The organism is Alteromonas abrolhosensis (genome assembly GCF_001953635.1).
Classification (GTDB): Bacteria; Pseudomonadota; Gammaproteobacteria; order Enterobacterales; family Alteromonadaceae; genus Alteromonas; species Alteromonas abrolhosensis.
Window position 1 is genome coordinate 119,690 of record NZ_MEJH01000010.1, and the last position, 21,572, is coordinate 141,261.

17 protein-coding genes, 1 pseudogene and 1 other annotated feature are annotated in these 21,572 nt (G+C 44.2%); of the genes and pseudogenes, 15 read left to right on the forward strand and 3 right to left on the reverse strand.

The window, feature by feature from the left end; all coding sequences use genetic code 11:
• Positions 1 to 106 precede the first annotated feature (106 nt).
• The 3 genes from BGK61_RS15085 to BGK61_RS15095 all read left to right on the forward strand — a co-directional run bounded on the left by BGK61_RS15085 (position 107) and on the right by BGK61_RS15095 (position 2,413).
• Positions 107 to 352 (forward strand): DUF6482 family protein, encoded by a 246-nt coding sequence (locus BGK61_RS15085; RefSeq protein WP_014998861.1) that lies wholly within the window; start codon positions 107 to 109, stop codon positions 350 to 352.
• Between the two features lie 179 nt (positions 353 to 531).
• Complete coding sequence (locus tag BGK61_RS15090; RefSeq protein ID WP_014998862.1) at positions 532 to 1,104, forward strand: lipid-binding SYLF domain-containing protein; 573 nt, start codon at positions 532 to 534, stop codon at positions 1,102 to 1,104.
• Positions 1,105 to 1,423: 319 nt separating this feature from the next.
• Entirely contained in the window at positions 1,424 to 2,413 is a 990-nt protein-coding gene (locus tag BGK61_RS15095) for a hypothetical protein (protein ID WP_234349478.1), read from the forward strand.
• Between the two features lie 95 nt (positions 2,414 to 2,508).
• Here BGK61_RS15095 and BGK61_RS15100 read toward each other — a convergent pair whose 3' ends face one another.
• Complete coding sequence (locus BGK61_RS15100) at positions 2,509 to 2,748, reverse strand: hypothetical protein (RefSeq protein WP_014998864.1); 240 nt, start codon at positions 2,746 to 2,748, stop codon at positions 2,509 to 2,511.
• 231 nt (positions 2,749 to 2,979) lie between these two features.
• Positions 2,980 to 3,098, forward strand: a sequence feature (His leader region).
• Positions 3,099 to 3,148: 50 nt separating this feature from the next.
• On the opposite strand from BGK61_RS15100, the gene hisG reads away from it, so the two are divergent.
• From hisG to BGK61_RS15145, 9 genes are all read left to right on the forward strand, one after another.
• Positions 3,149 to 4,051 carry an ATP phosphoribosyltransferase gene (gene hisG / locus BGK61_RS15105; protein WP_014998865.1) on the forward strand — a complete coding sequence of 301 codons (903 nt, stop codon included), beginning with the start codon at positions 3,149 to 3,151 and terminating at the stop codon, positions 4,049 to 4,051.
• A 13-nt stretch (positions 4,052 to 4,064) separates the two neighbouring features.
• Positions 4,065 to 5,369, forward strand: coding sequence for a histidinol dehydrogenase (hisD, locus tag BGK61_RS15110; RefSeq protein WP_076011717.1), 1,305 nt, complete (start codon positions 4,065 to 4,067; stop codon positions 5,367 to 5,369).
• Complete coding sequence (hisC, locus tag BGK61_RS15115) at positions 5,369 to 6,448, forward strand: histidinol-phosphate transaminase (RefSeq protein ID WP_076011718.1); 1,080 nt, start codon at positions 5,369 to 5,371, stop codon at positions 6,446 to 6,448. Before hisD ends, hisC begins: the two co-directional genes overlap by 1 nt.
• On the forward strand, positions 6,445 to 7,515 hold the full coding sequence (hisB, locus tag BGK61_RS15120; RefSeq protein ID WP_014998868.1) for a bifunctional histidinol-phosphatase/imidazoleglycerol-phosphate dehydratase HisB: 1,071 nt from the start codon (positions 6,445 to 6,447) through the stop codon (positions 7,513 to 7,515). The genes hisC and hisB overlap by 4 nt, the downstream gene beginning before the upstream one ends.
• Positions 7,515 to 8,144 carry an imidazole glycerol phosphate synthase subunit HisH gene (hisH, locus tag BGK61_RS15125; RefSeq protein ID WP_014998869.1) on the forward strand — a complete coding sequence of 210 codons (630 nt, stop codon included), beginning with the start codon at positions 7,515 to 7,517 and terminating at the stop codon, positions 8,142 to 8,144. The genes hisB and hisH overlap by 1 nt, the downstream gene beginning before the upstream one ends.
• Entirely contained in the window at positions 8,144 to 8,881 is a 738-nt protein-coding gene (gene hisA, locus BGK61_RS15130) for a 1-(5-phosphoribosyl)-5-[(5-phosphoribosylamino)methylideneamino]imidazole-4-carboxamide isomerase (protein WP_076026106.1), read from the forward strand. Before hisH ends, hisA begins: the two co-directional genes overlap by 1 nt.
• Entirely contained in the window at positions 8,863 to 9,675 is an 813-nt protein-coding gene (hisF, locus tag BGK61_RS15135) for an imidazole glycerol phosphate synthase subunit HisF (RefSeq protein WP_076012976.1), read from the forward strand. Before hisA ends, hisF begins: the two co-directional genes overlap by 19 nt.
• Positions 9,672 to 10,289, forward strand: coding sequence for a bifunctional phosphoribosyl-AMP cyclohydrolase/phosphoribosyl-ATP diphosphatase HisIE (gene hisIE / locus BGK61_RS15140; RefSeq protein WP_014998872.1), 618 nt, complete (start codon positions 9,672 to 9,674; stop codon positions 10,287 to 10,289). Before hisF ends, hisIE begins: the two co-directional genes overlap by 4 nt.
• A 480-nt stretch (positions 10,290 to 10,769) precedes the next feature.
• A complete protein-coding gene (locus tag BGK61_RS15145; protein WP_234349535.1) occupies positions 10,770 to 13,601 on the forward strand; it encodes a hypothetical protein in 2,832 nt (943 codons plus the stop codon).
• A 181-nt stretch (positions 13,602 to 13,782) separates the two neighbouring features.
• Here BGK61_RS15145 and BGK61_RS15150 read toward each other — a convergent pair whose 3' ends face one another.
• The gene (locus BGK61_RS15150) at positions 13,783 to 14,628 is read right to left on the reverse strand and encodes a formate/nitrite transporter family protein (protein WP_076012702.1); all 846 of its coding nucleotides are present in this window, start codon (positions 14,626 to 14,628) and stop codon (positions 13,783 to 13,785) included.
• A gap of 378 nt (positions 14,629 to 15,006) precedes the next feature.
• On the opposite strand from BGK61_RS15150, the gene BGK61_RS15155 reads away from it, so the two are divergent.
• Positions 15,007 to 17,142, forward strand: a complete 2,136-nt coding sequence (locus BGK61_RS15155; protein WP_076012701.1) for a methyl-accepting chemotaxis protein — start codon at positions 15,007 to 15,009, stop codon at positions 17,140 to 17,142.
• Positions 17,143 to 17,261: 119 nt separating this feature from the next.
• Here the strand turns inward: BGK61_RS15155 and BGK61_RS15160 are convergent, their stop codons facing one another.
• Complete coding sequence (locus BGK61_RS15160) at positions 17,262 to 20,150, reverse strand: M16 family metallopeptidase (RefSeq protein ID WP_076012700.1); 2,889 nt, start codon at positions 20,148 to 20,150, stop codon at positions 17,262 to 17,264.
• 344 nt (positions 20,151 to 20,494) lie between these two features.
• Here BGK61_RS15160 and lepB point away from each other — a divergent pair, with 344 nt between their 5' ends.
• Both lepB and BGK61_RS15170 read left to right on the forward strand, forming a co-directional pair.
• A complete protein-coding gene (gene lepB / locus BGK61_RS15165; protein WP_076012699.1) occupies positions 20,495 to 21,133 on the forward strand; it encodes a signal peptidase I in 639 nt (212 codons plus the stop codon).
• A gap of 243 nt (positions 21,134 to 21,376) precedes the next feature.
• Positions 21,377 to 21,572: pseudogene (locus tag BGK61_RS15170) on the forward strand (IS3 family transposase); the annotation flags it as partial.

Here is a 21,572-nt window from a genome sequence, read left to right on the forward strand (position 1 = left end):
CGACGTAGCCGTCCATGACACAAAATTAATGATCATTGTCGTTGTTTTCGACTAATTAAATATAAGACGCAACCACAGTCAGTTGCGACCTTAAGAGGGCTAAACTATGAATTTATATATTGAATCGTTAGAAGGCGGTAACTACCTTGCATCTACCGGCATGGGCGCTTCACGTACGCTGGTTCGTGATAACAAATCACAACCCAAAACATTTCATTGTCTGAACGAGATAAGAGAACATTTCGACTCTCAAGCTTTCGAGCATGTATGGCTTCGCCAGAGCACACCTTACGAGGAGATGGTCGGACAAACCGATCATCCTGGAGCACTGGAACTCGAAATCGAATGGTAAGAAATTGAACAATACCCGAAAAGACCACACAGTTTTTTTAAGTTTTCATGCTCCAGTGAGCACACTTTTTGCGTACTACTCTTGTGATATTAACTCATTCGGTATTTTATCGAGTTACAAACAGGAAGATTGGTCCTTCTCTGTAGAGAGTAGAATACCCACATGCCAAGGAGAATTGCATGAAAATAAGTAAGTTAGCTATTAAGTCTGTGTTTATGGCCGCCGTTTTGGCACTGACGGCGTGTGCCTCTATGGGGGACGGAAGTGTAGCTGAAAAGCGACAAGCTATTCTCGATATGCAAGAAAATGCTCTTGCACGCCTATATTCCGAGAAGCCTGATACGCGCTCTCAAGTGAGAGACGCGGCAGGTTACGCTGTGTTTACTAACGCTAACATCAATGTTTTCTTCGTTGCCGCTGGTACAGGTTATGGTGTTGTAAACAACAACGCCACTGGCGCAAAAACATATATGAATATGGCTGAAGGTGGTGTTGGTTTAGGCTTAGGTGCCAAAGACTACCGAATTGTAATGGTCTTCCATACCCAAAAGGCAATGAACCACTTTATAGAGAATGGATGGACTGTGGGTGGTAACGCTGACGTAGCGGCTAAGGCGGGTAACAAAGGTGCGTCTGCGGAAGGAGAAGGTTACCTTGGTAATGTTACTGTTTACACTATGACTGAAAGTGGCCTTACCTTACAAGCAACGGTCAAAGGCACCAAATTTTGGGTAGATAAAGAATTGAATTAACTTGCTCAGCTATATGTTTTGACCTTATTGGTTAATAGCACTACTAGCCACTCAAGGCTCCTTAGGTATTAGGGGCCTTTTTTACAGCTTCGTTCCCGAAACATTTTCCCCACTGCACATAAAAAATCATCTTACTCAAACAAGGCCGCCGCTACACAACCATCCCCCCCGTTCTAAATAAAGACTTTTCACCGGCACACTATACGAAAGTATAAAGTTAGGGGTAAACCCCCATAACCGAACTTAACGCTTGTGACTACGCTTTATCTGTAAAAAGGATCGCTTAGCAGCACGCTAAGCCATAAACGAGGGTTTCATTATGCAACCACTAAACAACAAAGTGATAAAAGCAGTAGCAAGAACCATATTAACAGGCGCGTTGTTCGCTTCGGCGACGTTAAGCTTTTCGTCCCACGCGGCAATAATAAGTAGCAGCTATGGGAATGCAGTCCATGTCGACCTTTCCGTTACAAGTAATGTAGGAAACGTCATTACTGCAATTGCTAATTCCACCGTGAACTTAGCTCACACAAGCGGAAACGCCCCCGAGGGTTACTCACAAACTGAAACTGTCGTCGGCGCTAGCGCAGATGCATCGGGTTCGTTGGGCACCCCTATCGATGTGACGGAGTTTGACGGCGATGCATCTACAGCCATTATTCAAGGCGAGTCTCAGTCGACTCTAACAAGTTTTGTTCCCGCAAGTTTTTTCACATCAGGACGCGGAACCATCAACGACCTTAATCTCGACTTATTTTCAGACTTACTTGGAATAAGTGGCTTTTTAACGCTTAGTGCTGATGTACTTTCTACGGTGTCGCGAATCGATGGAAACGCGGCCTCCCCTTCGAGTGTGGGTCTATCAACGGCCGGCTCTTCAGACATTGTAGATGTTCAAGTGAACCTTTTAGGAAATAGCGTAACGGCGACTGCACTTGAAAATCAGTCTTTATTTGCGGGGTTAAACATTGCCGACTTTGGGTTGGGTATATTCGTCAATGAAGTCGATACGTCGTGTTCTGGCTCTACTTGCACAGAGTCTCGAAACGCAGTGAGAGTATCTTTTGATAATTTCTCGCTGAACGCATTTTACAACGCGATTTTCCCTATTGGCGGGCCGTTAACCGGGCCGGTGCTAGACCTGACCAACAATCCCATTGTTAACGGAGAAATCATTCTAGCAAGTTCGTTTGCTACAACCTCTTCTTCAACACAAGTAAGCACTCCCTCCACATTCGCGATTTTTATCTTCGCGGTAAGCTTACTAGGTGCAAGAAGATTTAATAAACACAAAATGCTACAAAAATAGCGCTGAAAAATCATAAGGCAAGAGGAGCAAGTCTACGATCTTTCTCTTTCTTGCCTTGATATAATGTGGGATACACCGAAGCGCCAATACCGATACTAAACATCAATATCAATGTGTTTGAGTCCACCCTCGCTGTTACCTCGCTCTTTGTCTTTCGAGTTTTCAGCTGTTTTCTCGACAATCTCGGCTCGTTTAACGTCTTGAAACTGCTCGCGTTCCTCTTCATTAAAGTACTCTGACTTCTTAGTCTTTTGCACTTTTTTCACGCGGTCATCCGGTTCAATCGGAACCTTGGTATTACGAGGCAAAATGGGAAACAGTAAATCGTTACTCATACGCCCTCCTGAAGTTTGCATGTTTCTTTAAATGTTATCGGCAAATCGCTGCCCAAAATTACGGTTCACAACTCATCCATAACGAATAGTTTTATTATATACACATTAAATTAGAGTTAATGTACCAAAAGAGTTCACTTTAACCTTGCAAATCCTAATTCAAAACGCTAATGTTTCAGCCGTTCGAAATTAGGAATTAAAATTTTTCAAAATGATTAACTGCGCGACGAAACATCACCATCACCACAAAGCATAACCTTTCAGGTTCGTGCTGGAAGGTCTATGTATCCTTCCAGTGGCGCAGATAAAACAAATTCTCGACCCTCGGAAGGAAACTTCCGGGGGTTTTTCGTTTTAGGCGCTATCAAAAGTTAGAATACAACGTGTAAGGAACGTTTCAATGAGTAACAGCAAAAGACTTCGAATTGCCGTACAGAAATCAGGTCGTTTGAGCGATGACAGCATTGCCCTACTGAAAGCTATTGGCATCAAACTCAATATTCGTGATCGCCTGCTGATTGCGCATTCAACGAACCAGCCTATCGATTTGCTTCGCGTGCGTGACGACGACATTCCAGGTCTTGTAATGGATGGCGTTGTTGACCTTGGTTTTATTGGCGAAAACGAGCTTGAAGAAAAAATGCTTGAACGTAAAGCGGCAGGTAAACCGTTTGAGTATGAAGTATTGCGCCGCTTAGATTACGGCGGTTGCCGTCTGTCAATTGCTGTACCTAATGAGATGGATTACCAAGGTATTCAGTCGCTAGAAGGCAAAAAGGTAGCAACCACTTACCCTTACCTACTTGAGCGCTATTTCAAAGAACAAAGCATTAATGCAAAAGCAGTAATGCTACAGGGGTCAGTGGAAGTTGCCCCTCGTGCCGGTGTTGCTGACGCCATCTGTGACCTTGTGTCAACTGGCGCCACCCTTGAAGCTAACGGCCTTGTTGAAAAAGACGTTATCTTCCGCAGTAAAGCAGTACTTATTAAGCGCGCTGATGGCGAACTAAGCGACGAGAAAGAAACACTGGTTAACCGACTTATGCCTCGTGTTGACGGTGTGTTACTGGCAAAAGAAAGCAAGTACATCATGTTACATGCGCCAAAAGCATACCTTGAACAGGTAAAGAGCCTACTTCCAGGTGCTGAAAATCCAACCGTTCTGCCACTTGCTGGAAATGAAGAACAAGTAGCTATCCACGTGGTTTCAACAGAAACGTTATTCTGGGAAACCATGGAGAAGCTTAAGTCCCTTGGTTGCAGCTCAATTCTTGTAATGCCAATCGAAAAAATGATGGGCTAAAAGGCAGGCAATTATGATTACTTGGTCATCTCTTTCGGCAAATGAGAAAAAACAGGCGCTAGCCCGCCCGGCTATGGCCAATAGCCAACAGTTAAAGAAAACCGTGGGCGACATTATCGCCCGCGTTGAAGCAGAAGGCGATGCGGCAGTTCTGGATTACACACGTAAATTTGACTGTCCTGATCTAACCAATCTTGTGCTTTCACAAGACGATATTGATGCCCTTGCTGCCAAGGTAACGCCTGTAGTGGCAAGTGCTATCGACACTGCGTTTAATAACATTAAAGCCTTTCACGAAGCACAAATGCCCAGTGATATCGCGCTCACTACCACACCAGGTGTTAAATGTGAGCTTCGCTTTACTGCACTTGATGCAGTAGGTCTTTATATTCCAGGTGGCAGCGCGCCGCTTCCTTCTACCGTGTTAATGCTGGGCGTGCCTGCATTGGTAGCGGGTTGTGAAAATAAACTGCTTTGCACACCACCAAATAAAGAACAGCTTATCGCGCCTGAAATTGCGTATGCGGCAGGAAAGTGCGGTATCGACAAAATCTTTTTATGTGGTGGCGCTCAAGCGGTTGCAGCCATGGCGTTGGGTACAAACACCATTCCACAGGTTGATAAAATTTTCGGCCCAGGAAACAGCTTTGTGACTGAAGCTAAACAGCAAGTAAGCCAGCGTGCTGATGGCGCAGCTATTGATATGCCGGCGGGACCGTCAGAAGTGTTAGTACTTGCGGATGAGTTCGCAAACCCTGAATTTGTGGCTGCTGATTTACTTTCCCAAGCCGAGCACGGTCCAGACTCGCAGGCTATTTTAGTGTCTAACAGCGCTACGCTCATTGAAGAAGCTAAAGCCGCCGTTGAACGTCAATTAGCGACCTTATCTCGCGCTGAAATTGCACGCCCTGCTATGGAAAATGCGCGTTATATTTTGGCTGATTCAATTGAGCAAGCCATTGAAGCAAGTAACGCCTACGCCGCTGAGCACTTAATTGTACAAATAGAGAATGCCCGTGATTACTTGCCAAAAATTAAATACGCAGGCTCTATATTCCTAGGCCCGTGGTCACCAGAGTCTGCCGGTGATTACGCGTCAGGTACTAACCACGTACTGCCAACTTATGGCTATGCTAAGAATTATTCCAGCCTTGGTCTTTTAGACTTTATGCGCCGCTACACAATTCAAGAGTTGAGTGAAGACGGCATGCGCAATTTAGGCCCTGCGATTATGGCACTAGCGGCAGCAGAAGGTTTAGATGCACACGAACAAGCCGTTGCACTTCGTATGCAGGCACTTAAGCAAGGAGACGCCTAATGTCGGCACTTATCGATAACTTAATTAACGAAAATTTAGTGCCGCTAAAGCCGTATGAATCGGCGCGTCGCTTGTTTTCAGGCGGTCAAGATTGGCTTAATGCCAACGAGTCACCTTACGCTAATGAATACAGCGTTAATAGCAGTAACTTTAACCGCTATCCGTCATGTCAGCCCGAAGCGGTAGTCAGTGGATACGCAAACTACGCAGGGCTCGACAAATCGCAGCTTATTGTTACCCGCGGCGCAGATGAAGGCATTGAGTTACTTATCCGCACCTTCTGCACGCCGGGTAAAGACAGCATTCTGATATGCCCGCCTACCTACGGTATGTATGCAATAAGTGCTGAAACCTGTGATGTGGGCATTAAGAAAGTACCGCTTAACGACGACTTTAGTCTTAACGTGAATGCTGTATGCGCTGAAGATGACGTTAACGTGATTTTCATCTGTGCGCCAAATAACCCAACCGGTACGCCAGTTGCTCGTGAAGACATTAAAACTGTGCTCAACCACTTTGCCGATAAAGCACTAGTTGTTGTAGACGAAGCGTACATTGAGTTTGATGCTGACAATACGTGGGCAAATGAAATAAACAACTACCCGAACTTAGTGGTACTACGTACGCTGTCTAAAGCGTTTGCACTTGCCGGTCTTCGCTGTGGTTTTACACTTGCTCAGGCACCCGTCATCCAAGCACTACTTAAAGTGATAGCGCCCTATCCCATTCCAGAGCCAGTAGCACAGATTGCCGCACAAGCATTGTCGGCTGAGTCGCTAACGTTACTTGAGCTTCAGGTGGCTACCATTAACCGGGAAAAAGAGGCGCTAGCCGAAGCGCTGGAATCTATTGAAGGCTTTGAATTAGTGGGTGATAGACGAGCAAACTTTATCTTATTCCGCTACGCAAAAGCGCAAGCCCTAATGAAGTACTTGGTAAGCCAAGGCATGCTTATTCGCGATCAATCAAAACAGCTTAACTTACAAAACTGTTTACGTGTAAGCATCGGTACTGAAGAGCAAAACCAGCGTTTAATGCAGCTAATTAACGAATTTAAAAATAATGAGGACGCGGCATGAGTCAGCAAGCCATTTTATTTATTGACCGCGACGGTACACTTGTAGAAGAGCCGCCAGTAGATAAGCAATTAGATAGTTTAGAGAAGCTTGTTTTCGAGCCAAACGTTATTCCTGTGCTACTTAAACTAAAGGCAGCTGGGTTTAAACTCGTGATGGTAAGTAACCAAGACGGCTTGGGTACAGACAGTTTCCCGCAAGAAGACTTCGACAAGCCACACAATGCCATGATGGCCATTTTCGAAAGCCAGGGTGTAGTGTTTGACGACGTGCTTATTTGCCCGCACTTCGATGCTGATAACTGCACATGCCGCAAACCAAAGCTTGGCTTAGTACAAGAATACCTACAGCAAGGCAAAGTGGACTTCACTCGTTCGTTTGTTATTGGTGACAGAATTACCGATGTACAGCTTGCTGAAAATATGGGAATTCGCAGTTTTCAGTACAACCGTGAAAGCTTAAACTGGAACGATATTCAGAAAAGCTTGTTAGCGTCTTCACGTATTGCAGAAGTGGTACGTACCACCTCTGAAACTGATATTCGCGTGCGTGTAGATCTTGATTCGCAGGCTAAGTCGACAATTCAAACCGGCATGGGCTTTTTTGACCACATGCTAGACCAAATTGCGACCCACGGTGGTTTTGAGTTAACTCTCACTACCGATGGCGATTTACACATTGACGACCACCACAGTGTAGAAGACACCGCACTTGCCCTTGGCGAAGCCCTTAAAAAGGCACTGGGCGACAAGCGTGGAATCGGACGATTTGGCTTTGCTTTGCCAATGGATGAGTGCCGTGCGGAATGTATTATGGACATTTCTAACCGCCCTTATCTTAAGTTTGACGCTGAATTTAGCCGCGATCAGGTAGGCGAAATGGCCACCGAAATGGTGCCGCACTTCTTTTACTCGCTTGCACAAAGCATGGGGCTATCACTGCACCTTTCCACCAGCGAAGGTAATGCTCACCACCAGGTAGAAAGCCTGTTTAAAGTATTTGGTCGTGCGCTACGTCAAGCCATTACGCGCCAGGGTGATGCACTACCTAGCAGTAAAGGAGCCCTGTAATGTCAGTGGTAAATCCCAGCCAGCGACAAAAAATAGTGATAGTGAACACCGGCTGCGCGAATATTTCGTCGGTACGCTTTGCCCTTGAGCGCTTGGGCGTTGAAGTAGACGTATCTGACGATGTAAACGTGATTAAAAGCGCTGACAAAGTGTTTTTACCCGGCGTAGGTACAGCGGCGGCGGCTATGGCGAGCATTAAGCAAAAAGCGCTAGTGGAAACCCTTCAGTCGCTTACCCAACCTGTGCTAGGCGTATGTTTAGGCATGCAGCTTATGGTTGAAACCAGCGCTGAAGGTGGTTTTCAAGGTACAGGCAATATCGACTGTTTGAACCTTATGCCCGGGCACGTAGCTCGCATGGAATCGAAAGGCGTGCGCTTGCCTCATATGGGTTGGAATACTGTTACTCACAACAACGAAAGTTTGTTCAAAGGCATCCCACAAGAGACCTACTTTTACTTTGTGCACAGTTTTGCCGTTCCTGAATACGAGCACACGCTTGCAAGCTGCACTTATGGTAATACGTTTTCAGCAGCTATAAATAAAGACAACTTTTACGGGGTGCAATTTCACCCAGAGCGTTCTGGCGAGGCCGGAGCACAACTACTGACTAACTTTGTGAACCTATAATGATTATTCCAGCGATTGATCTTATTGACGGACGCGTAGTACGCCTTTATCAAGGCGACTACGAGCAGAAAACCCAATACGAACTGGACCCAGTTGAAGTGGTTCACGACTACGCTGACCAAGGTGCAACTTGGTTACACATTGTTGACCTAACAGGCGCTAAAGACACCAGTAAGCGTCAGCTTTCCCTTATTAAGTCTATGGTCGACACCAAGCGCATGCAGTTTCAAGCAGGCGGCGGTATTCGAAGCGAAGAAGAAGTGGCGCAGTTACTCGAAACAGGCGTAAGCCGCGTAGTGATTGGTTCTTTGGCTGTAAAACAACCCGAGCTTGTGAAGTCTTGGGTAGAAAAATACGGTCCAGAGCACATTGTACTGGCCCTTGATATCAATATTAGCGACACCGGTGAAAAGCTTATTGCCACCCACGGTTGGCAAGAGAATTCGGGCGTAGCCCTTGAAGGCTTGCTTGAAGACTTCGCTAAAGTGGGCGCAAAGCACGTACTGTGCACCGACATTAGTCGCGACGGCACGCTACAAGGTGCGAACACTGAGCTGTATCAAGAAATGGCAGCCCGTTTCCCACACGTTAGCTGGCAAGCGTCTGGCGGCATAGGTAGCATCGCCGATATTGAAGCGTTGAAGCCGACTAACGTTGGCGGCGTTATTTTAGGCCGCGCGTTACTTGAAGGTAAGTTTACGGTGAAGGAGGCTATCGTATGCTGGCAAAACGCATAATACCGTGCCTAGACGTACGCGACGGCAAAGTTGTTAAGGGCGTTCAGTTTAGAAACCACGAAATTATTGGTGATATTGTGCCTCTTGCTGAGCAATATGCAAAAGCTGGCGCCGACGAACTTGTATTTTATGATATAACCGCTAGCTCAGACGCTCGCGTAGTGGATAAAAGCTGGGTAAGCCGTATTGCACAGGTTATTGATATCCCGTTCTGTGTTGCTGGCGGCATAAAAAGTATTGAAGACGCTGGGCGCATTTTGGAAATGGGTGCAGATAAAATTTCGATTAACTCCCCTGCCCTCAACAATCCAGACCTTATTAACCAGCTGCACGACGTATACGGTCAACAGTGCGTAGTGATTGGTATCGACAGTTTCTATAACGAAGCAACCGACCAATACGAAGTGTACAAATTCACTGGTGATGAGGCTCGCACCCAGAAAAGTCAGTGGCAAACCATCGATTGGATTAAAGAAGTTCAGTCGCGCGGTGCGGGTGAAATTGTTCTGAACTGCATGAACCAAGACGGCGTGCGCAAAGGCTATGACGTGAAGCAGCTTAAAGCCGTACGCGATGTATGTGAAGTGCCGCTAATTGCCTCAGGTGGTGCAGGTGAAATAGCTCACTTTACTGATGTGTTTCAACAAGCTGATGTAGATGGCGCTCTGGCGGCATCGGTATTTCATAAAGGCATCATTAATATTGATGAGCTAAAAGCAGAGTTAACCAGAAATGGCATTGCCATGCGTAAGCGTCACGGATTAACGGCGCAAGCAAAAGGAGTAAACCCGTGATCATTACCAACGAAAACAGCAATGAATTAGCTTGGGATAAAATGGACAACCTGTTGCCCGCCATTGTGCAAGACGCACTGTCTGGCAAGGTGTTAATGCAGGGCTACATGGACCAAGACGCCCTAGCGAAAACTCTTGAAACGGGTAAAGTGACTTTTTTCAGTCGCTCAAAGCAACGCCTTTGGACCAAGGGTGAAACGTCAGGTAACACGCTAGATTTAGTGAGCGTTGCTTGTGACTGCGACCAAGATTCACTGTTGGTACTTGCCAACCCTAACGGCCCAACATGCCACACTGGTGTTGAAAGCTGTTGGTTCGACGGCAACACACCAGCCTTTACTTTCCTTGCTGACTTAGAGCGAGTATTGGCTGCCCGCAAAGATGCCGACCCAAAAAGCAGCTATACCGCTAGCCTCTACAACAAAGGCATTAAGCGCATAGCCCAGAAGGTTGGCGAAGAAGGGGTAGAAACCGCATTGGCTGCGACTGTGCACGACAAGGAAGAGCTTAAAAACGAAGCCGCTGATTTGTTGTATCACCTCACTGTACTGCTTCAGGCAAGCGATATGTCCCTTAACGATGCACTTAACGTGCTGCGTGAGCGTCATAAGTAAAGTATTCGATATAATACGAATTTACCCTCATTACTCTGTCAAATGCTCTTCCTTAGAAGGGCATTTGCTTTTACGCAGTTAACGCTTAGCTAATTTCACTCCTATTTAAAAGCCAATATCTTTTTCAGAATACACTTAACTTTAGCTCTTTTTGGCAAAACTGAACCTCCAGAGTATCAAACAGACAGACCCTCAATATTTAATCTTTGACCCATTTACTTAATCAATTGATTTCGTTCAAGGTGTTGCCTACATAGGTATAAATAAATATACGTGCTTACATGGCTTGATACAGTTTTAGATATCACTGTAACTAGACTATGCAAAGAGACACAAATATTTAGGTCTTTACCTATCTCTAGTTCGTCTTGTACCCATAATTTTTAAGTCAGCAGTTTTGAGTAGTCTAATATGAATGGTTACAGCTTTAATTTATTTCATCTAAAAAAAATATGGCTCATTACCTCCGTAGTGAGCTTAATGAGTTTTTCTAGCTTCGCCCAAGAAAATTGCGAAGAAAGAAGCATCAAATTATATAGCGACCTTGAAGATAGGTTGCAGTTTGTTTTCGAAACAACTAGTGAAGATGTGCCTAACACTGAAGTGTTATCCCAGTGCATCACGTTAGTAGACGTAGAATCAGAATTGATGGCGTCTCCAACAAATTCAACGCAACTGTCTGTGAACGGCGGACAGTTTTCAAGTGAGCCAGCCCTAGTAAATAACTATGATACAGTTCAGTTAAAGAGTTATGCGCCCAGTGAACCCGGACAAGTGAAAACAACGGGCCTAGTCCTTTCTCAACCAACTTCAGAAGAACAACCCAACCAGTGGGACTATCCATGGACGGTTACTACGGCTTCCTCTGATGTAATGTCTGCGCAAAGCTGCTATGAAGCTGATTTCACGTTTGACGAACGCCGTCAAAGACTCCGCGTGTTCGAATTACCAGCAGAAAAATATAAAGTGCCCGGCGAAACAGTGACTTCGCAATGTATTCATGTAACTAACCTTCCCACCCCTGTTATTGCCAAATTTCAACGCGACAGTGAGTTTTCTGTAAACTACGGTGATTACTCACGTGAGGAGAAGCAAATAGATAATGGCGACATTATTAAGATTAAAAATGTCGCTCCTAATAAGCTTGGCAACGTACTGCTAGACAGACTTATTTTGCAACAAGGCTTAGAAGATGGAACCGTCTCAACTACTTATTACCAATGGTATATTGGCAACCGCTCTGATGATGCTTATACGAGCATTTCTGATTGTTACGTACTAACCAGAGACGATACAAACACAGGAATTCTTCCCCACACTGTGACGTCAAATGACAATATTTCTGCCAAGTCGACTTGTATGATTAACGCAGAACCAAACTCGCTTTTAGAAGTAGAGCCGGTTCAGAAAAACCTAACGGTCTTCGTTAATGACACTCCTTTCGAAGGCGAAAGTGTTCAACTAGGCTACGGGGACAAAATTCACCTAGAACATACCTTTATTACGCCAGGATTTAGTTATTCTTGGTTTAATTTAAAGAAAACTTGGGACGGTGAAGCTACTTCTGACAGCGAGGTCAAATGGGTTATCGAAAATAATATAACGTCGGTAGATACACCTGACACACCTGTTGCCGATAGCTTCACCATGGAAGTCACTGACGACATGTTCGCTAACTGTCGTTTGTCATCATTTCACTTACGAGTAAATGACACCAGATACTTTCAAGCTGCCGCTTTTCCCGACTCTCTTTACCAACCACTAAACCATGAATTAGCGTCTAGCTGTATTGAAATTGAAGGCTTGGAAACTGAGTTAACGATTAGCAGTTATCAGGGAAGCTGGTTCTCAATTAATGGACAACCGTTTACTCAGCAAGAAAGCGTTCTTTCTAACGGAGATAAATTAGTACTAGGCACAGTTACGCCCGAGGACTATATGCAAAGCAAGTCTGTAAGAGTACGCGTTGAGCCGGGAGAGCAAGCCCGTGATAGCAGAAACTTTTTCTTCAATTGGGGAATTCAAACAATAAATACAGAACGATCTCCAAAAACCTGGAGAATTGGCCCATCGCAAGAACATCGACAAATTGAAGATATCATGCAGATGTTAGTCGCTGGCGATGTTGTTGAAGTTATAGGTGATGCAGACTATGCCCCATTTATCATGGAGAACATTAGCGGTACGCCTGAATTACCAATAAAAATCGTGGGCGTAGAAGTGAACGGCAAGAAACCGCGATTTGTTGGAAATCATTCAGATTGGGAATGGACGGTTGGTTTGAGAAGCTCTCACTCAATTGAACTACATAATGTCGAAATCACCGGCGGCGACTCGCTTTGCTTTAGACACGAGTCTGACAATATTAGTATTCATGACTCTTTTATTCATAACTGTCCAAGTATAGGAATATTGGGTACGGATAATAATTCGGGGAGCCTATCGATCTTCAACACTGAAGTTACAAACTCAGGTGGCCTGGCTAGTCCTGATGCCAAATGGGGTCATCCGATTTATGTAGCTACTGACCACTTTAGGTTTCCTAACAGTGTTCTAAGAGTTGAACGCTCTTTCTTACACAACAATCGAGGAAACAGTGTTAAATCTCGAGCAGAAAGAACCGAGTTATATTATAACTGGATTGAAGTAAGCGATATTGAACAATCTCGCTATGCGATCGAACTTATTGGCCCAGCGCTAAGAAGCTTGCCTTATACTGATCAAGACGTGGTTGGTAATACCATAGTAATGAATAAAGCATTCCCAATGGCAAGATTTGGCAACGATGGTGCAGGTGGTTCAAATGGTCGAGTACGATTCGCTAATAATATAATCCTACTAAACGTTCCAACTTTTGATACTTACCTGTTCAACTTATCGTTCGAACTAACTTCGTTTAACATGCAAAACAACCTAGTGCACCCTGTAAACGGTACTGCCGAAGTAACATGGTTACTTAGAGAAAGTATGGATTTAGAAGGTTGGTTCTATGAATATCCTCATATTTATATTGAAAACAACACGTTTACCAATGAAATGAAGCTAAAAGCTAATAGCTTGCCTAATACAGTTGGAAATACCAGTGAGTATATCTTAGGTTCGGAAAGATGGAATAATAACACTTATTCGCAGGACGTTATTTCAACTTACTCCCACAATGGATTGATAGAGCAGATATTCGGCTATCAGGAAAACACGATGCCCTATTTGCTTAATGTTCCAAGCTATACCCTCATAGATGAGTACTTAGCAGATGCTCCTGCTGCCTCAATGATTTTGAGTCGACCAGCTTCGGGACAACCTAACCATTAGGATTGACTTACACTGATGAATGACTAAGTAGAGGATACCAAAAAGTAAAACTCTACTATTAATCGAAAATGCTCATAACGTCTTTGCGTTATGAGCATATACATTTATCAGGCAATATAGAGAACCACAAAACCTGCATTACAATAGTGATAGCTACCCAAAGACGCGAAACACCTCCAATTTATTTTTCGATTTCTCTTACCACCTGCCCATAAGCTAGTAACGCGAATAGCCCTGTTCCTCCAACAATATTTCCCGTCAATGTTGCGCCTATAAGCGAAAGGGTCTGGCTGATTGTTATTTTCTCTTGAAGCGCCAGTAAGAAAAGCTCTGTAGAGCCAGCGATTACGTGAGTAAAATTTCCGATAGCAATCAAATAGGTAAAAATCACTATCATTAAAATTTGAGAGTGCTTAACCGAGGGCTTCATCCACACAATAGCGGCAATGATAAATCCAGATGTAATGCCATACGAGAAGGCGTCTGACGGTGTTAACTTTGCATAGTGCTCAGATATGGCGGTCATCCCCTCCACTAACTCTTGAGGAACGGCTTGCAACGAATAGCAAAATGACGCAGCCATAAATGTCCCCACCATATTGGCAGCGAAAACGATGAACCATAGTCGGGCTATGCAAAACCCCATATTAAGAGAGGGCTTGCTTAATAAAGGCAGAATAACCGAAAGGGTATTTTCGGTAAAAAGCTGTAGCCGACCGACAATAACCAGTACAAAGCCCACCGTATAGCCTAAATTCTCTATAACAAATTGATTGGGAGAGTTAGCAAAAAGGTGATGAAGGATCCCTTCCGCGAGTATAGAGAGCGAGATGCCAATACCTGCTGCCACACCCGACCACCATAAAGATGTAAACGGGCGCTGAAGCTCTTCCAATCCTTCCCTATGAACAATGGCGTACAAAGAGACAGAATTTAAACTCTGATTATCTCTTACGTCCTTTTCTTCTGTATGGCTAAGTGCCACATCTTGCTCTCGATGATGCGACTCCTTCTTTTCTTCAATCACACATGCCTCCTGCAACCCTTTATATACATCTAGTTTGTTAAAAATCCGGTCTGAGCCGTAAAGTAGACGGCTTGTTAGTAACAATTGATATATGAGACCAACAAAGCCAGCTATTGAGATACGTTAAATACACGCACTTTCGGTCATTTAGCCTTCAGCCCGTTACGTATAAAACCCAATACCAATGTACACAGAGAAAAACCTAATCTTAAAAAATGATTGTATCTGCTGGTGTATGATCGCACTGTGTAACTCTCAGTACACCTTCAATGTTCGGTTACACTCCAGGTACAGGCGAATTGCTTTCACGCACTAATTACTCGCTGGCAACGTACTTTCATACATTACTTGTCTTTACCCAATCTAAGTTGTTTCCTCATGAAAAAAAGTCACTCATTGTCTTCTAAGCTCATGTCAGTTGTTGGCGCGCTGTTAATCTTGATCGCTTCGGTATTTATTGGAGTGAGCTATGTGCTGCTTGATCGCACTGAAAAAGAAATAGACCAGCATGTTAACAATGAAGTTATTGACCAAATACAAAGAACTGTATCAGCGAAAGCGGCACAATATGCAGCGCAAACTGAAACATTAATTAACAGTGCCCATGTTTTACCCAATGCGCTTGCTGCGCAGTTATCATCAAGTATCTCAGCCAACGATGGCTTGTCGTTAAGTCGTGAGCAAACCCAACGCCTAGTGAAAAACATGCTCGCTAATGGTTTAACATCAAGTGCATATGCGCAGTTTGAAACCAATTTATTTGACGGAAAAGCAAAAGAAAACAGCAAAGGAAAGGTACATTCAACACCTGGCACTGGAAGCTTTGAAGTGTATTTCATTCGCGGTGAGAACAATAAACCTGAGCAAGTGGTTATTACAGATCCAACGTTGAAACATGATACAACGTTAGATGAATTCGGGTTTAGAGCTGCAGAATGGTACCTATGTAACAAAGAAACTCGCAGACCTTGTGTATCCAACCCTTATCAATATGAAATACGTGAAGGATATACAGAACTAATGACCAGCCTGACCGTGCCAGTTATTGCGAACAATCAATTTAGAGGTGTGGTTGGAGCCGACTTAAACCTTCCGATTATTCAAAAGCGCGCCGAGGATCTCAAGGCATCTCTGTATAGCGGTAATGCTGAAGTATACGTGGTTAGTCAAAATGGGCTGGTTGTTGCGGCTACCAGTGCACAAGATAAGCTTGCCCGCCCTTTTTCGGAAGTTTTTGGTAACGCAGATAAAGCGAGTACCCTGCTAGGAGCTAATCAGCAGTCTGGACTGATTGAGAGCGAAGGTATGCTCTACGTCTCTGAAGATATCACACTCTCTCTTGCTAACGTCAAATGGAAGATGATAGTGGGGGTGAGTAAGGCCCACGCATTGGCACCAGTTACGTCCCTCGAAACCATGATTTCATCTGCAGTGACATCTTTATTATCTACGCAATTCATTGTTGCAGTCATATGCACCGCAATTGCTCTTGCATTGGTGTTTGCGTTTACAAAAAGTATCATCCAGCCTGTACGACAAGTGGCTGATAGAATGGAAGAGCTGGCTGGTCAAGGTGGCGATTTAACTCAGGACATTCATGTTCACTCTCACGCAGAGCTGATTCAACTGAGCGAAGCATTCAATCACTTCAAAGAAAGGGTGCGTGAGCTACTTGAACAAGCTAAACAATCCTGTGGTCAAGTGATGGAACAGAGCGAAGAAACGCTTGGTCATACAGAAAGTACCAATAAATTGATTCAAGTTCAGCAAACAGAAATAGATAGCGTAGTAACTGCTATTACTGAAATGTCTCAAACAGCACAAGAAGTGGCTAGAACGGCTGCGGATGCTGCGGACAACGCTGACAATGCAACCGACTCGGTTAAGCAAACAGAAAGCGAAATCTCAGAATCTACACATTCAGTAACCGAACTCTCGAAAAATATGCAAAACGCATCTAGGGCTGTTCAGGCGGTATCTGAGAGAAGTACGGATATCAGAAAAATTCTCGACGTCATTGGCGCCATCGCTGATCAAACCAACCTTTTAGCACTTAACGCCGCTATCGAAGCTGCTCGGGCTGGAGACAATGGTAGAGGATTTAGTGTAGTGGCCGACGAAGTTCGCTCGCTAGCATCTAAAACTGCTGAGTCTGTGGGAGAAATTGGTAAAGTAATTACAGCACTTCAAAGCGAAGTTGATCATACGGTAGACACCATATACTCGGGCAGTCAAAAAGCCGATGAAGCTGCGCAGCGTTCTCAATCAGCTTTAGAGAAAATGCAGACTACCGTTTTGCAAATCGGTGAAATCAGCGAGCGTATGACACAAATGGCGGCTGCCGCTGAAGAACAAAGCCAAGTAAGTGAGGAGCTTAATAGAAATATGGTTGTTATAGGTAACGCAACTTATGAAGTTTCAACCAACTCTCAAGCATCTGCGGAAAGCTCTAAATCCATCTTTGGTGCAGTAAGCGGCTTGCAGCAGCTACTAGCCAAACTAAAAACCCACTAGGTTATTCATCTACCGTTTGAAAACAGCCCACGTGATATTTGTTCACGTAGGCTGTTTGCTTTTAGACAGCTTCTGCAGAAAAATAACCGACACCCAAAAGTAGTGTCAGCGCTTTTAAATTAGGGGTTTAACAATATCGGCAGCCCTAACCCAAGCGCTTCTAAACGCTCAAATTGAGTGGCTTTATCCCCTACTATCAAATAAATCATCTTGTCAGGATGCACATATTCACCGTAAAGGCGCTTTACCTCACCAACGGTTAACGCTTTCACTTCTGATTGTTGCTGTAGAACGTAATCCTCAGGCAGGCCAAAATCACTGATCTCAGCAATCATATTCAGTTTTGCACCCAAAGTTTCAAACGCCCTTGCGCCTGATTTAAGCGTAAAGCCCTTTGTGACGTTTAAATCTTCATCTGAATAGTTGGTACCAAAGCTTGCCAAAATATCCATTATAGCTTGAGTTGCCTCCAACGTTACGTTCGACCTTACAGCGCTTCGAATGGTAAATTCACCCGTGTACTGATCACTAGAAAACGATGAACGAATGCCATAGGTGTAGCCTTTGTTTTCACGTAGTTCCTGCATAAGCTGTGAGGCGAAACCGCCCCCACCTAAACGATAATTCATTACACTGACTTTATAGGCGTCGTCATGAGTCACTTTAGGCGCGAAGTGGCCGAAATACAGGACTGACTGTTTAGCTTCTGGCACATCATAGAAAAACAGTTTTGCCTCTTCTGGTATCTTAGGCTCCGGTACCTTCACAAGCGTTACATCTTTCGCTAACCAACGCGTATTAAGTTGAGATAGGCTTGTTTCAACGTCTTGTTGTTTAATGTCTCCCACAACATGCAACTTGGCCAATGAAGGTGTGAAGTAGTTATTGTAATACGTTTTTATGTCTTCAATTGCTATGTCATCAACGGTTTGCTTATCACCGAGTACGGTTTTAGCAAATGGATGCTCTTTTCCGTAAAGCAGTGTTTTAAACTCTACCGACGCAATAGCATTAGGGTTCGCTTTTATTTGTTCAATCTGATTTATGGTGTCGTCTTTGGCTAGTTCAAACTCCTCTTGATCAAAGCGAGGAGACAGTACTACTTCAGTGAGAAGCTTCATCAATTCACCGTAGTGCTTAGACAGCACCGAACCACTAATTGTAATGTCAGTTTCAGAAGCACTTGCCTCTAGAGACGCACCCAAAAGTTCGACTTCCTGTTCCAGCTGTTCGGGTGTCTTTTCCGCCGTACCTTTAAGCAAGGTTGCTGCAAGCAAATTGGCTGTTCCCGTTTTACCTGCTGAATCAAGCAGCATTCCACCATCTAGCTTCAGTTCAAACGCAACTAACGGCACTTCATCATTTGCAATACCCGCTAATTTGATACCTGACGACAGTGTATTTTGCCAAACCACTGGTGGCGTAATTTCTATTGGTTCGCCATAAGCGGGCTCTTGCGTGCGATCAAAAGATGAAGGCGTACGTACGTATTCAGCCGCAACTGACGCATCAAAGTTCTCTTCTGCCCCCGCGACAATTTGCTCTTCAATTACATTAGCTTCAGTAGAGCCGCTTAACGCCAACTCTTGCTGCCCTCTCGGTACCAAGCTGGTAGCAACAAAAGGTTTATCTTTGATATAGGTGTTGTAAACGCGCATTACATCTTGTTGTGTAACGCTCATAATCTTCTGTACATCTTGGCTGATAAATTCAGCACCACCCGCAAAAATTTCATACTGCGCCAGTTGAAAGCCTTTACCCAAAACGCTTGAAAGCCCCTGATAAAAATCCGTTTCTTGGCCTGCTTTTATACGCGCCAAATCCGTTGACGAAATCCCATCATTTTCAAAACGAGCGAAGGCTTCGTTTACGCCTTCAGCAACAGAGTTCAAGTTCACACCATTAAACGCCATAATCTGCAGCTGTAACTGTCCGGCAATCTCTGAGTCATAGCCATAAAGGTAAACGTTACTGGTAAGTTTTTGCTCATCAATAAGCACCTTATTAAAGGGGGCGTTTTTACCCTGGCTTAAGTATTGAGAAAGCACTTGCAGTGGGTAATAGTCATCGTGATATTCAGGTACGGTTGGCCACACCATGGTTAAAAGTGGGGCTTGAGCAAAATTATCTATGTGGAAACGCTTTATCGGTGCATCCAGCTTGGCTGGCTGCGGTAACAGTGCGTCTATTTGTTTACCGGCTGGAATTTCATTGAAGTACTTTTTTACCCACGCTTTGGTTTGGGTTACGTCAATGTCCCCCGCGATGGTGAGTACTACATTATTAGGTACATACCATTTATTGAAAAACTCTTTCACGTCGGCAAGGGTTGCTTTTTGCAGATCGTCTAATGACCCTATAACTTGCCAGCTGTACGGGTGCCCCTCTGGATACAGGTTTTTATCTATCACATACTGATTATGTCCATACGGGCGATTGTCTACACTTTGACGTTTTTCGTTTTTTACTACCTGCTTTTCTTTTGCAAGTACTGGCTCTGTCACCGTATTTATGAAGAAACCTAGCTTGTCGGCTTCAGCCCAAATCATTTTCTCTAGGGCATCAATAGGTACCGTTTGAAAGTAATTGGTACTGTCACGGCTTGTTGATCCATTTGCCCCTGAGCCACCAATCTTAGCGCTTAGTTTATCTAAGCCCCCCTTTCCTAAGTTCTCTGATTCAAGAAAAAGTAAGTGCTCAAATAAATGAGCAAACCCCGTACGTCCTTGCTTTTCCCTAGCTGAACCAACATGTGCGGTGAGCGCAACGGCAGCAACCGGGTCAGACCTGTCTACGTGCAGTATAACGGTGAGTCCGTTATCTAAAGTGAAACGTTCATAATCTACATTAAACGAGGTCGTTTTGGGGGCTATATCTTTCGCCGTTTGAGAAACCGCTTGAGTACTTTGAGGTCCACTGGTGTTTTGTGTACAGCCTACCGACACTGCGCTCAACGCGATTACGGCTATTGCAGAATACATTCTCGTTCGATTGAATGTTTTAAGCATCGTATTTATTCTTCGCCAATCAAAAAAGTAACAAGTACCACAACCGCCCAACTAGCGCCATGAGCTTCCGGCAACTTCATTTAGTCCCCCCCTTTTGAGCAACTACCCTAACGGCGAAAATGACTACTGTAAGAATCTGATAAGACGAGATTTTTTCAAGATCTGAATAAAAAAAAGACAACACATACTAAGCGATGTCGCACGACACCGGACACAGTTAGTTACATTTTCCACAATATAACGTTGAACAAATTAAACGATTTATTATCTACATTCATTACAGAGCCTAGGCTTGGAAACTTGTCGCTATAACGAATTGTGCATAAAAAGAGAGAACTAAAGTCGTGATAAACCTAAAGCAAAGCGTTAAGATCAACTTACCTTTCATATTACTTGTGGTTTTACTTTTCTCATTTAGAAGCAGTGTAGCAGACTGGTATTACGTTCCCACAGGCTCAATGGAACCTACAATTCAGGTGGGTGACCGTGTTGTAGTGGACAAATCTGCCTACACGCTAGAACTCCCTTTCACCGATTTTGTTATCGCTCAGACCAGTGATATCAAGCGTGGCGACATTGTTATTATTGACAGTAGTGCAGCCGACACGAGGCTAGTTAAACGCGTCATTGCCGTAGCGGGTGACAAGGTAAAGCTAGAAAACAATGTGCTTTTTGTGAACGGTGAAAAAGCGACATTAAGCGCTAAAGATCACTACCTTTACACGGAAGAATTACTTGGGCAGAGGCGCACTATCGCACTTAACCCATTGCCAAGTCCTGCCAAGAGTTTTAATCCAGTCACTGTGCCAAAAGACCATGTGCTGGCTATGGGCGACAATCGAAATAATAGCGTTGATTCTCGTTACTATGGATTTATTCCGACAAAAGAAATTCAGGGGAAAGCCTATGCTGTAGCATTTTCGTTAGATACAGAGGATATGTATCTCCCGCGAAAAGATAGATTTTTTACTGCACTTCATTAAATGTTAGAAGAGAATTTGCATACACGATTAAAGTACTGGACCTTTACCTACGCTCAAATTTCCGCCATTAAAAAGGTGGTCAGATCTCCCGAAGTACCCAAGAATAGGTATCTACTTAAAAAAGTAAGCGCTACTGCGCATACCTAAAATATGACAAAAAGTGCACTCACTTTCCCCTTTTTTGGTCGTATTGACCCATCCTAAATAGCGTTGACACTTTTCAAACTTAATTTGGAGAGTGTAATGAAATCAAATAGCAAAAGAACTCAACGCGATTATTCCCTCGCTTTTAAATTGGCTGTTGTAGACCAAGTTGAAAAAGGCGAATTCACATATAAACAAGCACAAGACCACTACGGAATTCAGGGGTGTTCAACGGTTTTAGTTTGGCTTCGTAAGCATGGTCGTCTAAATTGGACGGATGGAACACCTAAGTTTC

Coding starts and splice junctions, on each gene's coding strand:
- BGK61_RS15085 (WP_014998861.1), top strand. CDS start 107: ATGAATTTATATATTGAATCGTTAGAAGGCGGTAACTACCTTGCATCT.
- BGK61_RS15090 (WP_014998862.1), top strand. CDS start 532: ATGAAAATAAGTAAGTTAGCTATTAAGTCTGTGTTTATGGCCGCCGTT.
- BGK61_RS15095 (WP_234349478.1), top strand. CDS start 1,424: ATGCAACCACTAAACAACAAAGTGATAAAAGCAGTAGCAAGAACCATA.
- BGK61_RS15100 (WP_014998864.1), bottom strand. CDS start 2,748: ATGAGTAACGATTTACTGTTTCCCATTTTGCCTCGTAATACCAAGGTT.
- hisG (WP_014998865.1), top strand. CDS start 3,149: ATGAGTAACAGCAAAAGACTTCGAATTGCCGTACAGAAATCAGGTCGT.
- hisD (WP_076011717.1), top strand. CDS start 4,065: ATGATTACTTGGTCATCTCTTTCGGCAAATGAGAAAAAACAGGCGCTA.
- hisC (WP_076011718.1), top strand. CDS start 5,369: ATGTCGGCACTTATCGATAACTTAATTAACGAAAATTTAGTGCCGCTA.
- hisB (WP_014998868.1), top strand. CDS start 6,445: ATGAGTCAGCAAGCCATTTTATTTATTGACCGCGACGGTACACTTGTA.
- hisH (WP_014998869.1), top strand. CDS start 7,515: ATGTCAGTGGTAAATCCCAGCCAGCGACAAAAAATAGTGATAGTGAAC.
- hisA (WP_076026106.1), top strand. CDS start 8,144: ATGATTATTCCAGCGATTGATCTTATTGACGGACGCGTAGTACGCCTT.
- hisF (WP_076012976.1), top strand. CDS start 8,863: ATGCTGGCAAAACGCATAATACCGTGCCTAGACGTACGCGACGGCAAA.
- BGK61_RS15145 (WP_234349535.1), top strand. CDS start 10,770: ATGAGTTTTTCTAGCTTCGCCCAAGAAAATTGCGAAGAAAGAAGCATC.
- BGK61_RS15155 (WP_076012701.1), top strand. CDS start 15,007: ATGAAAAAAAGTCACTCATTGTCTTCTAAGCTCATGTCAGTTGTTGGC.
- BGK61_RS15160 (WP_076012700.1), bottom strand. CDS start 20,150: ATGCTTAAAACATTCAATCGAACGAGAATGTATTCTGCAATAGCCGTA.